This window comes from Vibrio navarrensis, from assembly GCF_000764325.1.
Taxonomy (GTDB): Bacteria; Pseudomonadota; Gammaproteobacteria; order Enterobacterales; family Vibrionaceae; genus Vibrio; species Vibrio navarrensis.
Map to the genome: position 1 here is coordinate 2,053,245 of NZ_JMCG01000001.1, position 17,844 is coordinate 2,071,088.

A 17,844-nucleotide genomic window follows, 5' to 3' on the forward strand; every position below is an offset into this window, starting at 1 on the left:
AATTCATTGCTCAATACCAAATTAAATTAGATAGAGATCAATGATCGCAGTTAAAATTAAACATTAGTTAGTGTTTTGTCAGGGAAGCGAAAATGAAGATTGGTGTAATTGGCGCGGGAGCTGTTGGCGTGGGAGTGTGCAATTATCTGCTCACCTTAGGCAGCGTCAGCGAATTGGTGTTATTGGACCAAAACTTAGCCAGAGCTGAAGGGGAAGTGTATGACTTTCGCCATACTGCAGCGCTCACCTTCTCGAAAAATACCCATATCTTACCGACGCAAAATTATCTTGATTTGCTTGGTGCCGACATTGTGGTGATTACTGCAGGTGCGCAGATTAAACAAGGGCAAACGCGTCTGGATATCGCTGAAATCAATGCCAAGATAGGTGTTGAAATCGCTCATCAGGTTGAGCGTGTTGCACCGAATGCCACTTTGATTGTGGTGTCGAATCCTTGCGATATCGTCACCCACTTTATCGCCAAAAACAGCTCGTTCAAACCATCGAAAATCATCAGCAGTGGTTGTGTGATTGATACGGCGCGTTTGATGACCATTGTGGCAAATCGCGTGCAGCTGGATCCGAAAAATGTCTTTGGCTATGTGCTCGGTGAACACGGTAGCCACTGTTTTACCCCCAAAAGCCTGATTTCGATCGCCGGGCAGCCTGCGGATTACTACTGTGATACCAACCATATCAAACGCATTGACGCCGATGAACTGTTGGAGTCGGTAAAGCAGGCGGGTTACGAGATTTTCAAACGTAAGCACAATACCACCCATGGCATCTCGGCCAGCGTGTTTCGCATCATTCAGGCGATCATGATCAATGAAAAATCGGTCTTGCCGGTAGGCACGCTATTGTCCGGGCAATATGGGCTAAAAGACGTGGTGCTCAGCTTACCGACGGTGATTGGCAAACAAGGTGCAGAAAAGATTTTGCATCACCCGTTTAGCCAAGAAGAGCTTGAGACGTTAAGTGAGATTGCCAAAGCGGTGAATGTGGTTGTGGCGCAAGTCGCCAAGGCTACGGGGCTAAACGCTTAAAAAGTCAGAAATGAAACAGCGCCCGCTTACTTGCGGGCGCTGTTTTTTTGTTTATTCGCTGGGTTGATTTAGGTCACGCACTTGATCCGGCGGCGGATTTTGTCGAAAGCGTTTGATGAGAATGATGGCTTGTGCCTTCATGATCCACTTATCAACAATTGGTGAACCTGTCGTGTGTTTTTTAGCACGGAAAACCCGTGGTTTTCCAGTCAGTTCGCACTCAGCCCTTGAGCATAAACCATGTTATGTATAACAACGAATTTTATCCATAACGATTAATTAAATTTTCTTTCAAATCATTAACAATTGCCTAATTATGCGCGTGACCCCCAGCGCGGTGCTGGTCAAGTCTGGATAGCAACTATGAAATTATTAATCAAAGGACTGGTTTTGAGTGCGCTCTCTTTTAGCTCTGCCTCTCAGGCAGATAAAGGAGTGCTAAACGTTTATGCTTGGGGGAGTTACCTACCAGAAGCTTCTCTAAAGGCGTTTGAGAAACAAGAAGGCGTCACGATTAACTATTCAACATTTGAAAATAATGAATCGATGTACACCAAACTCAAACTGCTGAAAGGCGGTGGTTACGATGTGGTGTTTGCCTCTGCGTACTTCATCGAAAAAATGGGTCGGGAAGGGCTGTTGACCAAACTGGATCACAGCAAAATCCCTAACATGAAAGACACGATGGATGGTCTGCTTGGTCAAGCGCACGATCCGAAAAACGACTACTCACTGCCTTATATTTGGGGCATTACTGGCATTAGCTACAACGAAACCATGGTCGATGCCCCGGTGACCCGTTGGGCTGACCTGTGGGATAAGAAGTACGCTCAGCAAGTAATGCTGATTGACGATATCCGTGACGTTTTCGGTATGGCGTTAAAACTTAACGGCTTTAGTATCAATACTAAAAACGAAGAGGAAATCAAGAAAGCGTATGAATCTTTGGTCGCATTGAAGAGCAACGTGCTGCTGTATAACTCAGATGCGCCGCAAGTCCCTTACGTATCGGGTGAAGCGTCTGTCGGCATGCAGTGGAACGGGAACGCTTACCAAGGCCAAGTGGAAATGCCAGAACTGAAGTTCGTGATGCCTGAAGAAGGTGCAGTTCTGTGGATGGATAACTTTACCATTCCTTCAGGCAGTAAAAACAAAGAATTGGCACACAAGTTTGTTAATTTCATGTACCAGCCAGAAAACCAAGCTGAGATTGTCAACAGCCTAGGTTACGCTTCAGCAACCAAATCTGGTCGTGCTTTGCTACCTGCTGAGTTGAAAAACAACCCAACCATCTTCCCATCTGAAGAAGATATGAAGAAGGGTGAGTTTATTAACGATGTCGGCCCAGAAACGCTTGCGATTTATGAGAAATACTGGCAGCGCCTAAGAACGCAATAAGGTAAGAATGAGATTATCCCAAGGAGCGCAAAGGCGCTCCTTTTGTTTTGCCGTTACTGAATACGCAAGCGGCGCCACTCGGTGCTTTGCCTACATCCATTTCGTGCTGTGCTTTTTGAATCGGTGTAAAAACATCGTTAGGAAACGCTTGCTTTTTTTCACTCTTAATGGCACTAAAAGCACATATTTGCGGAAATTTTCGAGAGAAAGGATATGGACGTTACCTTAAGCCACATCGATAAAAACAACTACCAAGCCGTATGCCAATTGGAGTTAGCCAAGTATCAGGAAGAGTTGGTGATCAGCAATACTTGGTCACTGATTGAATCTTTTTATCACGAGAACACTCAAGCGCGAGCAATCTGCTTAGAAGGCAAAGCTGTCGGCTTTATCATGTGGGAAACGTGCTCGGATTCTTTGGTGACACTGCGTCGTATTATGGTGGATTACGCCCATCAGCGTCATGGTATTGGTCGCTGTGCCATCGACCTATTGCTAGCCGAAATGGTGAGTCTACCCGCAGTGAAAAAATTACAGGTTGAATATCCACGTAACAACCGTGCCGCGAAAGCATTTTTTACAGCGGTCGGTTTTGAAGTGGAAGAGGGGCAAAGTGAAAGCAATATTCTCTCTGCCAGCATGCTAGTCGACAAATAACAGCACCTTATACCAATTTTCGTCCATATCGATAATCCTGTGACTAAGCGATGGTCACGGGATTTTTTATTTCCTCCATGTCAGTTTTTCCTATTTTAAAACATACTGTGTTATTTGGCTTTCTTAGAGCACAGATACATTTTCCGATGACATCGATTTATTTCAGAATCTGCTACTTTAAACAACACTTAATAAAAACATGATCCTCTGGGCAGAGTTTAAACAAATTTATAAAACGGCGTTGAATGGATAGAGTGGAGTGGTATTTTGTTTGTGAATAGAGTTTAAGCTCTACTCATAATAAAAATATTAAGGGGTATTACATGAAAAAAATCATCTCCCTCTCTGCTCTTTGTGCATTAGTGCTTGTGGGTTGCCAGTCTGAAGAGACGCCAGTGACCACCATTTCTAACGACAAAGCGGGGGAAATTACCAATACAAAACGTGATTTGGCGAAACAACTGAGTGAACATTTTACTGAGTTAGAAAGTACACTGCGCATCAACATTACTGCTGAGCAACTTAACGTTTCACTCTCCACTCTGGTTGAGCAGCAACCGAAAGCGCAATTTAGTCGCCAATTCATCCAAGCGGATAGCCAGATTCGTACATGGAAAGGCATCTCTGAATACACAGACGAGATCTTAGAAGTGCGCTTAGCCAATGAAGCGATGTTAGCCGCTTGGCAAAATGGTGAGCAAAGTCCGCTGTTCGCCTTTGAGCCAACGGGTGATGATGAGCAGTGGCAGTACATTGAAGCCTTTGATATCAATGGGCAAATACATCAGCTGAGTGTCAGTGAAATGCCGGATGTGCCCGTTATCGTGATTGATAACAACAGCTCGGTCGAGTTGAAAGCGGGCTTACAAGCGATGAAAGCGGAAATGCAGCGTCTTGGCCAATCGACCGTCGTTCTGCCTTATCAAAGTGAACGTGATCGCGCTGCGGCGCCTGTGAAGGCTTTTGCTGCAGGAGAGGCACAGCCAATCCATACCACGCAGCTGAAGAAAATTCGTTTAGCCGATGACCAAGAACCATGGATCTCAGGAAAAGCAGAAATCTACGCCATTGTCACCGGGGTAAACCCGAGTCGTGATGAGCCTGCGCTGGATCTGGTCGAAATGCCTTATCTCGATTACGACAACAAAGATTACTACCCAAATCAAATTGTGATTCACTGGTCTCGCTACCGTTGGGGCGCCGCTGATATGGTGTTGATGGAGCAAGACGATGGTACGGATTACAAGCAGCTTGCCAAACTGTTGGTACAGGTGGCGGAAGAGGTGCTCAAAGCCATTCCCGATCCAGAAGTGCAAGCCTACGCGATAATCCCGCAGCTGACGAACAAGATCATTGATGCCATTCCGGATGGTGCGCTAACCAATGATGATGACTTTGTTGATGTCTACTACACCTTGATGCAAGACACGTCGTATGTCGACCATCCGGGTGCTGGCGTGAATGCGGTGGTGACCTTGGAGCCGCTGACAATCAATCCAACCCGTCCATAAGCGCTATTCGTCCAAGGCACTATTCGTCTATAAGCACTATTCGTCTATAGGCATTAGTCCCAAGCCTGATAGGGCGAAATAAAAAGGTCGAGTTCCGAAGAACTCGACCTATTCCAGACGCGCAAGCGAAAGCGTCAATTCGTTTGTCTGTCGCTAATGTAATGACTTTCTCGCTGACGTGTAAACAGTTAATACGCACATTCACAAAAAAATCATATTCCTTGAAGAAGGATCATACATTGCGTCGTTTATCCGATTGAACTGAGGCTTTGCTGGCAATGATTATTGCTCGACCACTACAGCAGTCCCGCTGGCCGAAACCATCAACATGCCGTTACTCTGGCCTAAGACTTCATAATCGATATCCACGCCAACAATAGCATTGGCGCCTAAAGTGCGCGCTTTTTGCTCTAACTCTTCAAACGCAATGGTTCTTGCTCGCTCTAATTCTTTTTCGTAAGTACCAGAACGTCCACCAACCATATCTCTTATTCCCGCAAAAAGATCTTTAAATAAGTTTGCGCCAAGAATGGCTTCGCCTGCAATAACGCCTTTGTAGGCGATAATTCGCTTGCCTTCAATTTGCGGAGTGGTTGTTACTATCATCATTTGCCCTCGTTTTGGTTAAAAGTTGCAATTAAATTCATTCAGAAAAGGGCAGGAACAATTTATATTTTATCCAAGCAGATAGCAAGTTAGCATTTATTAAAAATCAAATCCTTGGGCTTAGAATTGATTTCTTAGATAATGCTTCACTCGCTCAATATGAGTATTTCGATCCACCTCTGAGAACTGTTTGGGATTAACAAACGTTTTCGCGTATTTCTGATCCACTTCGCGCAGTAAGAAAAGCAGATAAATTTTGGGGTCAATATGCCCGGAGGTTGCCATATTGGTCATAATTTCTAGTGACTCTGCTAAGGATTTGCCTTTCTTGTACGGGCGATCGTTTGAGGTTAATGCTTCAAACACATCCGCAACCGCCATTATCCGAGCGGGAATCGACAACTGCTCCTCACCTAAGCCAAGCGGATAGCCTTTGCCATCCATACGCTCGTGGTGACCGCCGGCAATTTCCGGAATATTCTTCAAATGCTCGGGATAAGGCAGGCGATTGAGCATCACTTGGGTCTGAATGATGTGATCGTTGATGATAAAGCGCTCTTCATCATTCAAGGTGCCATAACGTATGGTGAGGTTGTGTAACTCACCACGATTGTATTTACAGTTGCCGGGTTTAAGCACATAAGGCTGTTGCCAGTTCTGGCTCGGATGGCCACCTTGTTCCCACGCAATCATATGCACGGGTTTGTCGGCCAGCAACGGCTCCATGACGGGTAGTGATGGTTTGCTGGTGTGGCGTTTTTGCTCTACCCACGAGACGCCAAGTTGATCATCTAGCGTGCGTTTCCACTCGCGTTGAGCGATAGTGTGCAGGCGTTCGACATCTTGCTGCGCCATATCCTCGCTGCCCACGTTACAGCGGGCAACGAAGGCAAACTCGTCATCCAACTGGCGATGCATCTCGTCTAGTGCCTGTTTGGCTTGTGTCGCGTCTGTGCCATTGTAGAGCGCTTGCCAGTAGGTGACTTCTTCTTGCAGTTTCAGCACTTCAAAGCGCATGCGGATTTCGTGGATGCGATCGTAAATCGTCTCAAGCTTAGTCGCTTTATCGACCACATATTCAGGAGTGGTCACTTTGCCGCAGTCATGTAGCCAAGCGGCCAGTTTGATCTCTTCCCACTGCTTGTTATTGACAGAAAAGTTGGGGAAGTATTTTTTGTCTCGGTGAATTTCTTCCGTCAGCCAAGTGACCAGTTGTGGTACGCGCTGACAATGCCCGCCTGTGTATGGGGATTTGGTATCAATCGCAGAGGCAATCAGCTCGATAAAAGCATTGAGCATCTCTTTTTGCTGCTGCATTTGGTCGATATTGTCTTTGGCAATTTGCGCGAAACTGAGCAGCTCACGTAAAAAAGCATGTTTATCCATTTGCGCATCGGTGGGCGCGCGCTCATAACCGATAGTGACAATGCCGACCAGTGACTTTTCACGGTTGAGTAGCGGGAAGAAGAAGATATCCGTATTGAAAATGGTATCTTGATGGCGTTTTAACGCGTTTGAGGTACGGTCAAGGTGGATGGTTTCGCCCTCTTTCAACTGCGCCATCATCCAAGGCGTTTCGTTGATAAACTCATTGATATCGATTTTGAGCGGAATGATGGCGTGATTCGCCGCTGTGATCAGTTTCTTCTCTTCGTCCGATTGGATGTAAAGCATGATGGTTTCTGCTTTGGTCACCAAATAGGCTTGATGGGCGATGGTTTTCGCTAGCAGGTCAAAATCTTGATTGCTGGCGGTATCTCGCAATAAACGCAGTAGATCGTGCAGAGTATGTTCCATTAACTCTATCGAATTGGTTAGGTTTACCACTTCTTTAATCACGCTTTGTGGGTAGCGTGTGCGTTTGAAATCAAAACGAGCGATGTTGTCGGTAAGTAAGATTAAGTTTTGCAGTGGCCTAGAGAGACGATTCGCCACCACCCAGACAATGGCAAAGCAGATAAACAGCATCAAAACAGCGGTGACGACCTGCTTATCACGCATGGAAATCAAATCGCTGAGCAGTTCGTTGGTTGGCGTCGCCTCGGCGAGCGTCAATTGCACTCTGTCAGTCAGGTAGACAGGTGTCATGGTGAGTGACCACTCATCTCCCTGATAGTGCTGAGTTTGAAACAGGGTTTCGCCCGTACCAATCCTTTCAATCAACGGGGAAAATAGCGTTGAAAACACCTTACTCTGCTGTAAATCTTGTCCAGTCTTGTCTTCCGTTTCTAACTGATGCTGCGCCAACAAGCGACCTTCCGCATCAAGCAAGGCTAATTTTGTGCGTGGCGCAAAGGCGAGCGCTTCCATCTGACTAGAGAGTTTGGATAGGGTAAAATCGGCGCCGATTACATGTTGTCCGTCCGCTGATTTACGCGACAATGTCACGCCATTAGTCTGCAAAAAGTAAAAAAAATATGGCTGAGTCAGCCGAATCTGCCCATCGGGCTCTGCATTGACAAACCAAGGTCGAACTCTTGGGTCAAATTGATTGTCGTTTTGTAACCGATAGTCGACTTGTTGAAAATCTTTATCAAGGTAAACAAACTCGTTGCGACCATCGACGTGCGTGGTGTTGATTAAGAAATAAGCCCCTTCGGGCGCGTCAAAGCGGGTTTTCATCATCTCGGAAGTGAGCATTCGATACTGGGTGAAGACGCCACTTTGTGAAGCATGATAAAGCGCGACCAAATTAGGGTTTTGGTTAAAGATCAATGCCAGTGATTTAAGCCAAGGCGCCAATCTAACTGCATCGTTTTGCTCATCCAAAAATGCGCTTTCTGCCATGAAATTGAGCGTGGTCAGCACTGGGCTCACCGACGTTTGATAGGACGATTCCAGTTTGTGTGCGTGTTCAAGGCTTAGGCCTTCGGCGCTTTTGCTGAGTAACGCTTGCGAATGGTTATAACTGATGGAAATCAACACAATACCGATGATAGTGGTTAAAACGAGAAACAGACTCGTAATATGTATGCTCAGCGGGTAGCGTTGTTTTTTCATTCAGTGCTCCGTGCTCTCTAACGTTAGGGGGAAATACACAACTTGCTGCTCAAACAGAGGGCTGATGTTGTATTAGCGCCTTAGTGTTTAATTTGCGCGCGCTTTTTCTACGTCTGTTTAAGTATTGTCGAAATTAGCCGCCTTGCCAAAAAATAACTGGTTGATTTTTAGTCTGTATGCGCTAGCGTGTTACTGGCATGCTTCAGGGAGGAAAAGCCATGTTGACCTTGAATTATCATATTGAGATAGACGCAACACCGGAAAAGGTGTGGCAGGTGTTGACGGATCTGGAACTGTACAAACAGTGGGCAACCGCTTTCTCACCGCAATCGCAGTTCTCTGGTGATTGGCGCGAAGGTGAAGACATCAAATTTTTTGACCCCGAAATGGGCGGGACCCGCGCCGTCATCGATGCCATTGAACCTAGCCGCAATATCGAGCTTCATCATGTGGCGATTTTCAATCCAGATCATGTGCAAGATATCGACAGTGATGTTGCCTGCAAATGGATTGGCTCCAAAGAGCGTTATCAACTGCGCCCCAAAGAGGGCAAACTACTGCTGATGGTGACCATCACTACCCACAGTGACTTTGTCGCCATGTTCAATCACGGTTGGGAAAGGGCGTTGCCGCTGATTAAAGTGCTCAGTGAACGCTAGTTTTTACGGGCTCTCGTTTGCCTAACGGGGTAAACTAACCGTACTGATAGCGCGATGCAGAGAGTGATGATGAAACTGAAGATTGATACGCACACCCACACTTACGCCAGTGGCCATGCTTACAGCACACTGATTGAAAACGCACAACGTGCCAAAGAAAACGGCTTGGCCATGTTTTGCAGCACCGACCATGCGGAATCGATGCCGGGAGCGCCGCACTATTGGTTTTTCTCCAACCAGCGTGTGTTGCCGCGTTTTATCCACGACGTTGCGATTCTTCGGGGTGTTGAAGCGAACATCTTAAACACCGAGGGCGAAATAGATATTCCGCTCAGCGTGGACCCCAACCTGGATTGGGTGATCGCCAGTTTTCACGAGCCCGTGTTTGCCCCTTCAAGCAAAGAAGCCCATACCCAAGCTTTGATTAATGTGATCAAAAGTGGCCGCGTCGATGCGCTTGGTCATCTGGGTAATCCGCACTTTGATTTCGATTTCACGGCTGTGCTGCAATGCGCCAAAGAGTATGACGTGGCAATTGAGATCAACAACTCCACCTTACGTGGCCACAGCCGAGTGGGCAGTGTCGAGCGCTGTTACGAAATCGCCCGGATCGGCAAAGCCATTGGCGTCTATTTCACGACCGGAAGCGATGCCCATTTTTGTCAAGATGTCGGGAAACTCGATCTGGCTAGTGAGCTGCTGGATACGGTTGGCATTGAATCCACTCAGGTGATCACGCATTCAGCCAAGCAGTTTCTCGCCTTTCTTGCGCTGCGCGGTCGAGGAGAGATTGCCGAATTTGCCCATTTGAGTCTGTGACTTTTTACATTTTCTTTGCTTATTTTTTGCGGGCTATGCAGTACACTAGCGGCGAAAAAATGATAAGAACAACGGAGAAGTAATGAAGTTTGGTTCAATTTTGCTCGGCTCAGCACTGATTTTGTCTTCCTTCCACGGCGCAGCGAATGCGGCAGGAGTGGACTTAAAACAAAATATGCAACAGATGAAACTGGAGTTTCGTCATGCAGCAGAGGCGCAAGATATTAGCAGCATGCAGGCGGCGGTGACGCAACTGCAAGCACTGGTTGAAAGCTCTAAGCGAGGCATTTACCCTGCCGAGAAAGATGGCATTTACCAAGAAGGTTTTAACAAGCTGTCGGTAGCGCTGAGTAAAATCGATCAAGAGCTAAAGCAGGGCGATCTGCAACAAGCAAAACAAGCACTGCGTGAGATTGACCAGTTGCGCGAAGAGTATCACGACAAGCGTAACCCGAGCATCTGGAGCAAGCTGTTTGGCTAACGCTCTCTCCGGTCACATTAACGATCAACCCGCTTTTTTAGCGGGTTTTGTTTTGCCGTTTTTCATGCGGTTACTGGATTGATGTGATGAACAAATCAGTTATTTGTTGCCATTTTTGCAAGCCATGCCGCTTTACTATAAGCTTTTTGCAAACCTTCAACCCGTAATGGCAATGCGTTTCTCCCGATTCAATCGCGCTATGTTGCTGGCAACCGCCTTGAGCTGGACGCTGGTATCACTGATGCCTGTTATCAATGCACATGGTAGCAGCGCTGGCGTGTGGGCGACACTTTGTACACTGAACGGGTTTGAACTAGTACAGATCGAAGAGGGCGAGCAAAGGCCAACACACAGCGGTAAGCCCTGTCCGTTCAGCCATTTTTCTACTTTCCATCAAGATTCACTTCCAACTACACCATTACTTTCCCGACTGAGCTTCGTTATTTCAGACAGCTACACTTTTTTGGCTCTAAGTGTACGATTTGAAAGACAAGTTCCGAGAGGGCCGCCGTCAGATCCTTTTGTCGCTTAAACCCTTGCAGTTCACCTCTCCTTGTTTACATCACTTTGTCTTTTCTTAAGCGCGTTAAAACACCAAACTTTCATTCACAAAATCAATAAACACCCTCAGCCTCGCGGGCATGTACTTGCTTTGTGGGTATTGCATGGCGATCGCGCCGTGATAATTACTTTTGATCATCCAATCAGACAGCACTTCCACTACTTCGCCACGCTCCCGCGCTTCGCGGATAACAAAATCATGGAAGATACCAATGCCAAGCCCTTGCTTGACGCCGTTAAGGCGCATCTGCGAGTGGTTGACGGCATAGCAGCCAGACACCGCGACGGAGTGCAACTCTTCCTCTTTGGAGAACGACCACAGGTTGTCTTTGTCGTTTTCCGCCAGATACAGGCAATCGTGCTGCACCAGTTCGGTCGGGTGATGCGGTGTGCCTCTGCGCCCAAGGTAATCTGGCGAGGCGCACAGCACTAAACGGGTTTTGCTGATCTCTTTGAGCACCAAGTTTTCATCGGGTTTATCGGTGAGTTTAAACGCCAGATCGATACCATCGCGGAACAGATCAATCTCTCCGTCTGCGGCGCGCAGCTTAAGTTGGATGTGCGGATAGCGAGTCAAAAATGGCACAACAAACGGCTGTAATACCGAATTAAGAAACGCTTCGGGTGCGGCGACCGTCAACGCGCCGGAAGGTTCGCCGTGTTCAGCTTCCGAGACTTCAATCGCCTGCTGCGCCGCATTCACCATCGCGATGCTTTGGTCATAAACCTTTTGCCCAGCTTGCGTGATGATCAATTTGCGCGTGGTGCGTTCAAAGAGCTTAACCTTTAAGGCCTGTTCAAGACGGGTAATGAGTTTGCTCAGCGCCGAAGGCGTGACGCCGAGTTTTTTGGCCGCTGCGGTGAAGCTTCCTTCGTTGACGACCAAAATAAAGCTGGCGAGATCAGGCAGTAAAGCGATGAGTTTCGGATTAACCATAGGGTGCTATCTCTTTTAGCAAAGCGCAGATCGGGCGAGCATTGTAACAGAAAGGGCACAAATCACTGCAAGGGGAAGGGAAATGAGCGCGAATTTTGCCTCTCTGAGAGGAGTGATGAATGAATAATCGCCAATAAAATTTGTGACTATTATTTTTGTTAACAACTTTTGTTAACAACGGGTTACATATCCTGCATTGTGCCCCTATACTGGGCGAATTATTCATCCAATCACCTATTTAAGCCTGCCACCAGGTCGTTCACGTCAGTCAGAGCAAGGAGCCACAATGCAAGAAGAGAGTTTGTTTCAAAGAGAGCGTGTCAGGCGGTTCAATTTTTCGGTTTGGACAGTGCTCAGCGGCACTTTGCTGGCGCGAACCAGTTACTTTATGGCGTGGCCATTTCTGATTGTGTTCTTGTATCAAGATTACGGCGCGAGCGCGGCGCAAATTGGCGGCATGCTAGCAGGTTCGGCAATTGTAGGCGCCTTGACTGGTCTTTATTCGGGCTATTTGTCAGACAAATTTGGCCGAAAATGGGTGATGGTGTGCGGCAGTTTGGTTGCCGCGGCGGCGTATTCTGGCATCGCACTGGCGAGCGAATTGTGGCACTTCTATTTCCTTATTTTACTGGCGGGCTTAATGCGGCCAATGATTGAAGCGCCTGCCAAAGCGGTGCTTGGCGATAACTTAGCCGATGTGAAAGATCGCGAACTGGCGATGAATATCCGTTATTTCTTACTCAATTTGGGCGGCGCGATTGGGCCACTGCTCGGGGTGACGATTGGGTTGAGCTCACCGCAGCATCTGTTTTACATCACGGGTGTCACGTATCTGCTCTACACCTGCTGGCTGTTTTTTGGTATTGAGCGCAAACAGGCGTTTAGCAAGCCCGATCCCTCCCAACTGCCGAATTTTCGCGCCACTCTCAAGGTCATCAGCCGTGATGCGATTTTCGTAAAGTTGATGATCGCCAACTTCCTGATGATGTTTGTGTACGCGCAGTTGGATTCGTCTATTCCGCAAGTGATTGTTCGCTCTGACATCATCGACGCGGCGAAGATTGTCGCCGGCTTGGTTTTGGTCAATACCATGACGATCATTGTTTTTCAGTTTCCGATGTTGAAATGGCTGGAGCATGTGCCGCTGTTTGCGCGCACCCGCATCGGCATGATCCTCATGGCGTTGGCGCAGGTTGGCTTTATGCTCACGCCAGCAGATATGCCGCTCGGCTGGGGGCTGGCCTGCTTTGTTATGAGCCTTGGAGAAGTGATCGCCTTTCCTACTCTCAACGTGCAGATTGACCGTTTGGCACCTGCGCACTTGCGCGGATCCTACTTCGGTGCAGCGGCGCTTTATTCGCTCGGTTTTGCTGTGTCTCCGCTGATTGGCGGGATGATGCTTGATTCGTTGAGTTCCAACTGGTTGTTCGGTCTCTGTTTTGTGTTGTGTCTTGCGATGATCTGGCTCTACTGGTTGGCGGAGCATCATTTACAGCGTGATGTGCCGCAAGCGGTCAGTGCTGAAAGGTAAAAATAACGCCCCGTGATGGGGCGTTATGCTTATTGCGCGTAGAGCATCCTCGTTGGTTCTGGCTCGGTGTAATCAATCAAATCGCTGTGGCTAAGCTGTTCGATCTGCTGTTTCTCACCAGTCACCACCAACACTTGTTGTTTGACGAGGGCATCCACGATTTCAATCTCGTAGGAGCGAAGAAGCTCACGCACTTGCTGCTCTTTACCTGCCTGATATTTAACGAAATAACGGGCAGGGGCAGCCGCGGCTTGTTGCACACGTTTATCGACCACCGGAAAGCCTGCGTTGTTGGCGTGTGACGGTGGCATAAACGTTAGCGCAGTGATCGTGGTAAGCACCACACTGCCAACTGACCATAGAATGCGCTTCTTCATACTCTCTCCTTATTGAAATGACAGGGTCCAGCTGTTGATGGTGCCCGTGTCTTGTTTGGCACTATCGACCACTTTAAGTTGCCAAGTTCCCTTCGCCTCATAGCCAGTAAAATCGGCCGATAGCGTGGTGCGAATGTCGTTGGCAGAACCGCCGCTGTTATTGTGCAGAACCACTTGGCCGCCCGTTGGGGAGATCAAAGTGACCTTGAGATCGCCGATATAAGTATGGCTGATGTTCAGATCGACGCTGACATTACCCGCATCGCCGCTGCGCAGCACATTGATCTCACTCACCGCGCCTGCCGATGAGTTGTCAGGGATCGCCACTGCGTTGGCATTGGTGTAGCTCGAAGGCGTTTGGCCGTCCGTCGGTTGATCGCTGCCGTTATGCGTAGCGGTTAACGAAGCGCCGGAATAAGCCGCGTAACCATAGATCAGCACTTCATAGGTACCCGCTTGGGTGACATTAAGATTACAGCTTTCACCGTTGCCACTTTGCCAAGAGCGACAATCGTAGCTGCTGGTGGTCGGCGTGCCGTTAAAGCGCACATACATATCCGCATCGCCCGTGCCGCCGCTTAAATTAAAGGTGGCTTGAGTGGCATCGGCTGGAACGTCAAAAGTAAACACGGCACTGGTTTTCTCGTCGCCAGAGAGTGGGCCTTTGGCTACGCCGTTTTCCAGCGCGCTTCCATCAGGATCGACAGGCCCTGTTGGGCCGTCACAGCTAGCATCCAGATACGCTTTCGCCGCATCGGCGTTGATCAAGCCATAGCCAGTCCGGTTATCGCGGCCAGCAACGTCGATGTCGGTGGCGGTAGCGCGAAGCGCTTTACGCACTTGCTGCGCGCTGCAAGTTGGATGGTAACTCCACACCAGCGCGGCAACACCGGTGACGTGTGGGGTCGCCATGGAAGTACCGTTGTAGTACTCGTAATCTTTGCCTGTTTCAGTGGACACAGTGACGCTGCTCCCCACTTGGTTAGCCAGTTCCAAACCAAGCTGACGGTCGACAGTCACCGACACCATGCGGTAGCGGTTGTTGTCATCCAGCACAAACGGGTTTTGCAGGCCCGGTAGCGCTTGGTTACTGTAGACAATCGCCGCTTTCGCGCCAGCGTTGTAACAGGCTTTGACAGCATCGATTTCCGGATCGAGCGTCGCGGTTTGGTTGTCAATACGTTCGGTGAGACAGACTTTATTGCTCATATCGCCACAGTTGTAGCTGCCTGATGAGACATCACAACTTGCCAGTGGCGCGGTGACACTGCCTGCAACTGGTACTGGCGCGTAATTGCTGCCGCTGACGATCAAACGGTTGTGCGGTACGACACCACGATCAAAGTAGCTGTTACCAGAGAGTGAAATGTCCGACAAAATCCCTTCGCCTACCGTCACGGTCGACAAAATGGCCATGCCCGGCGCGGCAACTTCAACTTGGTTTGTCGCCTGAGAAAATGCCGCGTGATCGTTGTGGTTGTCCACCGCCGCCACTGAAACTACAGAGTCGTAAGAGGCCGGATAGCTGTGCGCGGTGTTGCCCGAGTTACCAGCGGCGGCAATCAGCAACACGCCTTGATCGTAAATCGCTTTCAGTGCGGTCTCTTCCGTGCGGCTGGACTGGCTACCACCTAAGCTCATGTTAACGACATTAGCGCCGTTATCGGCACAGGTTTGAATCGCTTTGACCAAGCTGGAAGAGTAACCCCAACCCGACTCGTTAAACACTTTAACGATGTGCAGATTGACGTTCTGATTCGGCATGATCCCTTTCACCCCTTCGCCGTTAGCAATTGCCGCAATGGTGCCTGCCACGTGAGTGCCGTGGGCGTTATTGTTGCCCGGATCGCTCCATGCGCCAGTGCCACTGTCGTTGCTGCCATTGACGCGGTTACCACTCAAATCGTTGTGATTGAGGTCGTAGCCGGAGTCGATGATACACACAGTGCGGTTGCCTGCGCTGCCGTCATCCAGTCGCTGCGCGTTGACCGTGCCGTAGCCCCATGGGGTGGTTTCACTCAGCAGATAGCGCGGAGGGTCAATTTCCACGTATTCCACTTCGGCGTTGTTTTGCAGTGCAGCAAGCTCGTTGCTGTCGATTTCAACGCTGTACAGTGCCTGACGGCCGAGTTTTTCCACTTGGCGCGCGTTGACTTGGTTAAGCACCGCTTCTCGAACCAAATTCGGGCCGAAAAACGGGTTGCTTGCCATGGTCGAACGTGTTTGAAGGTCGTCTTTGAACTTTACTATGTATTTGGTTGGAAGGTCTGCCTCGTTGAAGCCAATACCGGGTGCAGCGAGCGCTGATGCTGATGCGGTGATCGCCACAGCGATAGCAGACAGGGAAAAGATCCCTTTGGTTTTTGTTGTTGTGTAGTGCATTTGCTCTATTCCTTTTTGAGCTGTTTTTTATTCACTTTATCTTCATGAAAAGTCACTTTTATGTGCGATTCATGAGCTGTCTAGCTATAGCTTATGGTTATAAAATGCCAAGATAATCGTATCTTGAATGATAAGAATTGTACAAAATGTCACCCAATAAACAGCGGAGGTGAACATCGCTTGTTCATTTAAAGTGCTTATAAAGCAAATAGTTAATTGATAAAAACCGCATGTTAAATTATTGTTAGTGAGTAATTATTCTATTTTTATAAAATAATCCTCAATTGATAGAATGAATCTTTTTTGACTTTGATGCCAGATTTGGAAAATTGCATATTTAGGTGGTTGACTCGATAGAGTATCTACTCAAAATGACAAAACTGTCAGTGAGAAATTTTCTCATTTGCCAGTTTACAATCATAAAACAAGAAGATAATTCTATGAAAAAGATGACAATACTGCTGGGGGCTCTGTTACCCCTCGCTTCTGCAGTGGCTGCTGAGCCAGCGCTCTCTCCTGAATCCATAACGACTGCGCAAGTGGTCAGTACCCAAAACAAAGAAACTTATACCTATGTTCGTTGCTGGTATCGCACCGGAAACTCTCATAACGATTCGGCAACGGATTGGCAATGGGCACAAAATCCCGATGGGAGCTACTACACCCTCAATGGCTATTGGTGGAGTTCGGTCTCTTTTAAAAACATGTTTTACACCAATACCTCGCAAAACGTGATTAAGCAGCGTTGTGAAGAGACGCTCGGTGTGAGCCATGAAAACGCCGACATCACCTTCTTTGCTGCCGACAATCGTTGGTCGTACAACCACACGATTTGGACCAATGATCCGGTGATGCAAGCTGATCAAATCAACAAGATGGTCGCATTTGGCGACAGCTTGTCGGATACCGGCAACATCTTCAATGCTGCGATGTGGCGCTTCCCCAACCCTAATACTTGGTTCCTCGGCCACTTCTCCAACGGTTTTGTCTGGACGGAATACATCGCCCAAGAGAAAAAACTGCCGCTATATAACTGGGCCGTGGGCGGCGCGGCAGGCTCGAATCAATACATTGCGTTAACTGGGGTAGGGGATCAGGTCTCTTCTTATCTGACGTACGCCAAAATGGCGAAAAACTACAAGCCAGCCAATACCTTGTTTACGCTTGAGTTTGGCTTGAATGATTTCATGAACTACAACCGTGAAGTGGCCGACGTGCAAGCGGACTTCGCCAGCGCGTTAGCTCGCCTTACCGATGCTGGTGCGCAAAATATCATGTTGATGACGTTGCCAGACGCGACCAAAGCGCCGCAGTTCAAATACTCGACTGCTGATGAAATCGCCAAAGTGCGCGCGAAGATCCTAGAGTTCAACGAGTTCATCAAAGCGCAAGCGGCGCTGTACATCCTGCAAGGCTACAACATCACCTTGTACGATACTTACACCCTGTTTGAACAGCTGACCACCAACCCGCAGCAACATGGCTTTGTCAACGCCAGCGACGCGTGTTTGAACATCAACCGTTCGTCGGCGGCGGATTATCTCTACAGCCACAGCTTGACCAACGAGTGCGCGGCGCACAGCTCAGACAAATACGTCTTCTGGGGGGTGACTCACCCAACCACCGCAGTGCACAAATACATCGCCGACAAGATGCTCGAACCGGGCGCAGGCATGCAGCGTTTTGCCTTTTAAAACCCGCTCTTAGCACCTAATCAAAACGGAAGCCAAACGGCTTCCGTTTTTCATTGTGATTCTTGCCTCTGATTCACTAATGCTTTTCCAATGTCAGGGATAATCGTTTTCCAAGCCATAGATTACACTTGAAAGTAATAACGGCCATTCGCCCGTGACCCTTGTCACATAAAGGCTGCCCTACA

The 17,844-nt window shown here is 48.4% G+C and carries 15 protein-coding genes; 10 read left to right on the forward strand and 5 right to left on the reverse strand.

What is annotated here, in order from left to right:
- Positions 1-92 precede the first annotated feature (92 nt).
- The 4 genes from EA26_RS09085 (at position 93) to EA26_RS09100 (ending at position 4,612) form a co-directional block, all read left to right on the forward strand.
- Complete coding sequence (locus EA26_RS09085) at positions 93-1,046, forward strand: lactate/malate family dehydrogenase (RefSeq protein WP_039426956.1); 954 nt, start codon at positions 93-95, stop codon at positions 1,044-1,046.
- Positions 1,047-1,409: 363 nt separating this feature from the next.
- Entirely contained in the window at positions 1,410-2,444 is a 1,035-nt protein-coding gene (locus EA26_RS09090) for an ABC transporter substrate-binding protein (protein WP_039426959.1), read from the forward strand.
- Positions 2,445-2,657: 213 nt separating this feature from the next.
- Positions 2,658-3,101, forward strand: coding sequence for a GNAT family N-acetyltransferase (locus EA26_RS09095; RefSeq protein WP_039426960.1), 444 nt, complete (start codon positions 2,658-2,660; stop codon positions 3,099-3,101).
- 323 nt (positions 3,102-3,424) lie between these two features.
- Positions 3,425-4,612, forward strand: coding sequence for a DUF3103 domain-containing protein (locus EA26_RS09100; RefSeq protein ID WP_039426966.1), 1,188 nt, complete (start codon positions 3,425-3,427; stop codon positions 4,610-4,612).
- A gap of 282 nt (positions 4,613-4,894) precedes the next feature.
- Here EA26_RS09100 and EA26_RS09105 read toward each other — a convergent pair whose 3' ends face one another.
- Both EA26_RS09105 and EA26_RS09110 read right to left on the reverse strand, forming a co-directional pair.
- Entirely contained in the window at positions 4,895-5,218 is a 324-nt protein-coding gene (locus EA26_RS09105; protein WP_039428925.1) for a heavy metal-binding domain-containing protein, read from the reverse strand.
- A gap of 120 nt (positions 5,219-5,338) precedes the next feature.
- Entirely contained in the window at positions 5,339-8,218 is a 2,880-nt protein-coding gene (locus EA26_RS09110) for an HD domain-containing phosphohydrolase (protein ID WP_039426969.1), read from the reverse strand.
- Between the two features lie 218 nt (positions 8,219-8,436).
- Between EA26_RS09110 and EA26_RS09115 the strand changes: the two genes are divergently transcribed.
- The 4 genes from EA26_RS09115 to EA26_RS20410 all read left to right on the forward strand — a co-directional run bounded on the left by EA26_RS09115 (position 8,437) and on the right by EA26_RS20410 (position 10,709).
- Positions 8,437-8,877 (forward strand): SRPBCC family protein, encoded by a 441-nt coding sequence (locus tag EA26_RS09115; protein WP_039426971.1) that lies wholly within the window; start codon positions 8,437-8,439, stop codon positions 8,875-8,877.
- 69 nt (positions 8,878-8,946) lie between these two features.
- The gene (locus tag EA26_RS09120) at positions 8,947-9,696 is read left to right on the forward strand and encodes a phosphatase (RefSeq protein WP_039426974.1); all 750 of its coding nucleotides are present in this window, start codon (positions 8,947-8,949) and stop codon (positions 9,694-9,696) included.
- Positions 9,697-9,778: 82 nt separating this feature from the next.
- Positions 9,779-10,177, forward strand: a complete 399-nt coding sequence (locus tag EA26_RS09125) for a cytochrome b562 (RefSeq protein WP_039426977.1) — start codon at positions 9,779-9,781, stop codon at positions 10,175-10,177.
- Between the two features lie 172 nt (positions 10,178-10,349).
- Positions 10,350-10,709, forward strand: a complete 360-nt coding sequence (locus EA26_RS20410; protein WP_081946337.1) for a hypothetical protein — start codon at positions 10,350-10,352, stop codon at positions 10,707-10,709.
- A 54-nt stretch (positions 10,710-10,763) separates the two neighbouring features.
- Here the strand turns inward: EA26_RS20410 and EA26_RS09130 are convergent, their stop codons facing one another.
- The gene (locus EA26_RS09130; protein ID WP_039426980.1) at positions 10,764-11,675 is read right to left on the reverse strand and encodes a LysR family transcriptional regulator; all 912 of its coding nucleotides are present in this window, start codon (positions 11,673-11,675) and stop codon (positions 10,764-10,766) included.
- Positions 11,676-11,961: 286 nt separating this feature from the next.
- Between EA26_RS09130 and EA26_RS09135 the strand changes: the two genes are divergently transcribed.
- The gene (locus EA26_RS09135; RefSeq protein WP_039426983.1) at positions 11,962-13,206 is read left to right on the forward strand and encodes an MDR family MFS transporter; all 1,245 of its coding nucleotides are present in this window, start codon (positions 11,962-11,964) and stop codon (positions 13,204-13,206) included.
- 29 nt (positions 13,207-13,235) lie between these two features.
- Here EA26_RS09135 and EA26_RS09140 read toward each other — a convergent pair whose 3' ends face one another.
- Together EA26_RS09140 and EA26_RS09145 are read right to left on the reverse strand one after the other, a co-directional pair.
- Entirely contained in the window at positions 13,236-13,583 is a 348-nt protein-coding gene (locus EA26_RS09140; protein ID WP_039426986.1) for a hypothetical protein, read from the reverse strand.
- Between the two features lie 9 nt (positions 13,584-13,592).
- On the reverse strand, positions 13,593-15,965 hold the full coding sequence (locus EA26_RS09145; protein ID WP_039426989.1) for a S8 family serine peptidase: 2,373 nt from the start codon (positions 15,963-15,965) through the stop codon (positions 13,593-13,595).
- 440 nt (positions 15,966-16,405) lie between these two features.
- Here EA26_RS09145 and EA26_RS09150 point away from each other — a divergent pair, with 440 nt between their 5' ends.
- Positions 16,406-17,659 carry an SGNH/GDSL hydrolase family protein gene (locus EA26_RS09150; protein ID WP_039426991.1) on the forward strand — a complete coding sequence of 418 codons (1,254 nt, stop codon included), beginning with the start codon at positions 16,406-16,408 and terminating at the stop codon, positions 17,657-17,659.
- Positions 17,660-17,844 lie beyond the last annotated feature (185 nt).

Bases quoted from the DNA above. Each gene is read 5' to 3' on its own strand.
- EA26_RS09135 (WP_039426983.1), top strand. From the start codon at position 11,962: ATGCAAGAAGAGAGTTTGTTTCAAAGAGAGCGTGTCAGGCGGTTCAAT.
- EA26_RS09085 (WP_039426956.1), top strand. From the start codon at position 93: ATGAAGATTGGTGTAATTGGCGCGGGAGCTGTTGGCGTGGGAGTGTGC.
- EA26_RS09140 (WP_039426986.1), bottom strand. From the start codon at position 13,583: ATGAAGAAGCGCATTCTATGGTCAGTTGGCAGTGTGGTGCTTACCACG.
- EA26_RS09120 (WP_039426974.1), top strand. From the start codon at position 8,947: ATGAAACTGAAGATTGATACGCACACCCACACTTACGCCAGTGGCCAT.
- EA26_RS09090 (WP_039426959.1), top strand. From the start codon at position 1,410: ATGAAATTATTAATCAAAGGACTGGTTTTGAGTGCGCTCTCTTTTAGC.
- EA26_RS09150 (WP_039426991.1), top strand. From the start codon at position 16,406: ATGAAAAAGATGACAATACTGCTGGGGGCTCTGTTACCCCTCGCTTCT.
- EA26_RS09110 (WP_039426969.1), bottom strand. From the start codon at position 8,218: ATGAAAAAACAACGCTACCCGCTGAGCATACATATTACGAGTCTGTTT.
- EA26_RS09115 (WP_039426971.1), top strand. From the start codon at position 8,437: ATGTTGACCTTGAATTATCATATTGAGATAGACGCAACACCGGAAAAG.
- EA26_RS09125 (WP_039426977.1), top strand. From the start codon at position 9,779: ATGAAGTTTGGTTCAATTTTGCTCGGCTCAGCACTGATTTTGTCTTCC.
- EA26_RS09105 (WP_039428925.1), bottom strand. From the start codon at position 5,218: ATGATAGTAACAACCACTCCGCAAATTGAAGGCAAGCGAATTATCGCC.
- EA26_RS20410 (WP_081946337.1), top strand. From the start codon at position 10,350: ATGCGTTTCTCCCGATTCAATCGCGCTATGTTGCTGGCAACCGCCTTG.
- EA26_RS09145 (WP_039426989.1), bottom strand. From the start codon at position 15,965: ATGCACTACACAACAACAAAAACCAAAGGGATCTTTTCCCTGTCTGCT.
- EA26_RS09100 (WP_039426966.1), top strand. From the start codon at position 3,425: ATGAAAAAAATCATCTCCCTCTCTGCTCTTTGTGCATTAGTGCTTGTG.
- EA26_RS09130 (WP_039426980.1), bottom strand. From the start codon at position 11,675: ATGGTTAATCCGAAACTCATCGCTTTACTGCCTGATCTCGCCAGCTTT.
- EA26_RS09095 (WP_039426960.1), top strand. From the start codon at position 2,658: ATGGACGTTACCTTAAGCCACATCGATAAAAACAACTACCAAGCCGTA.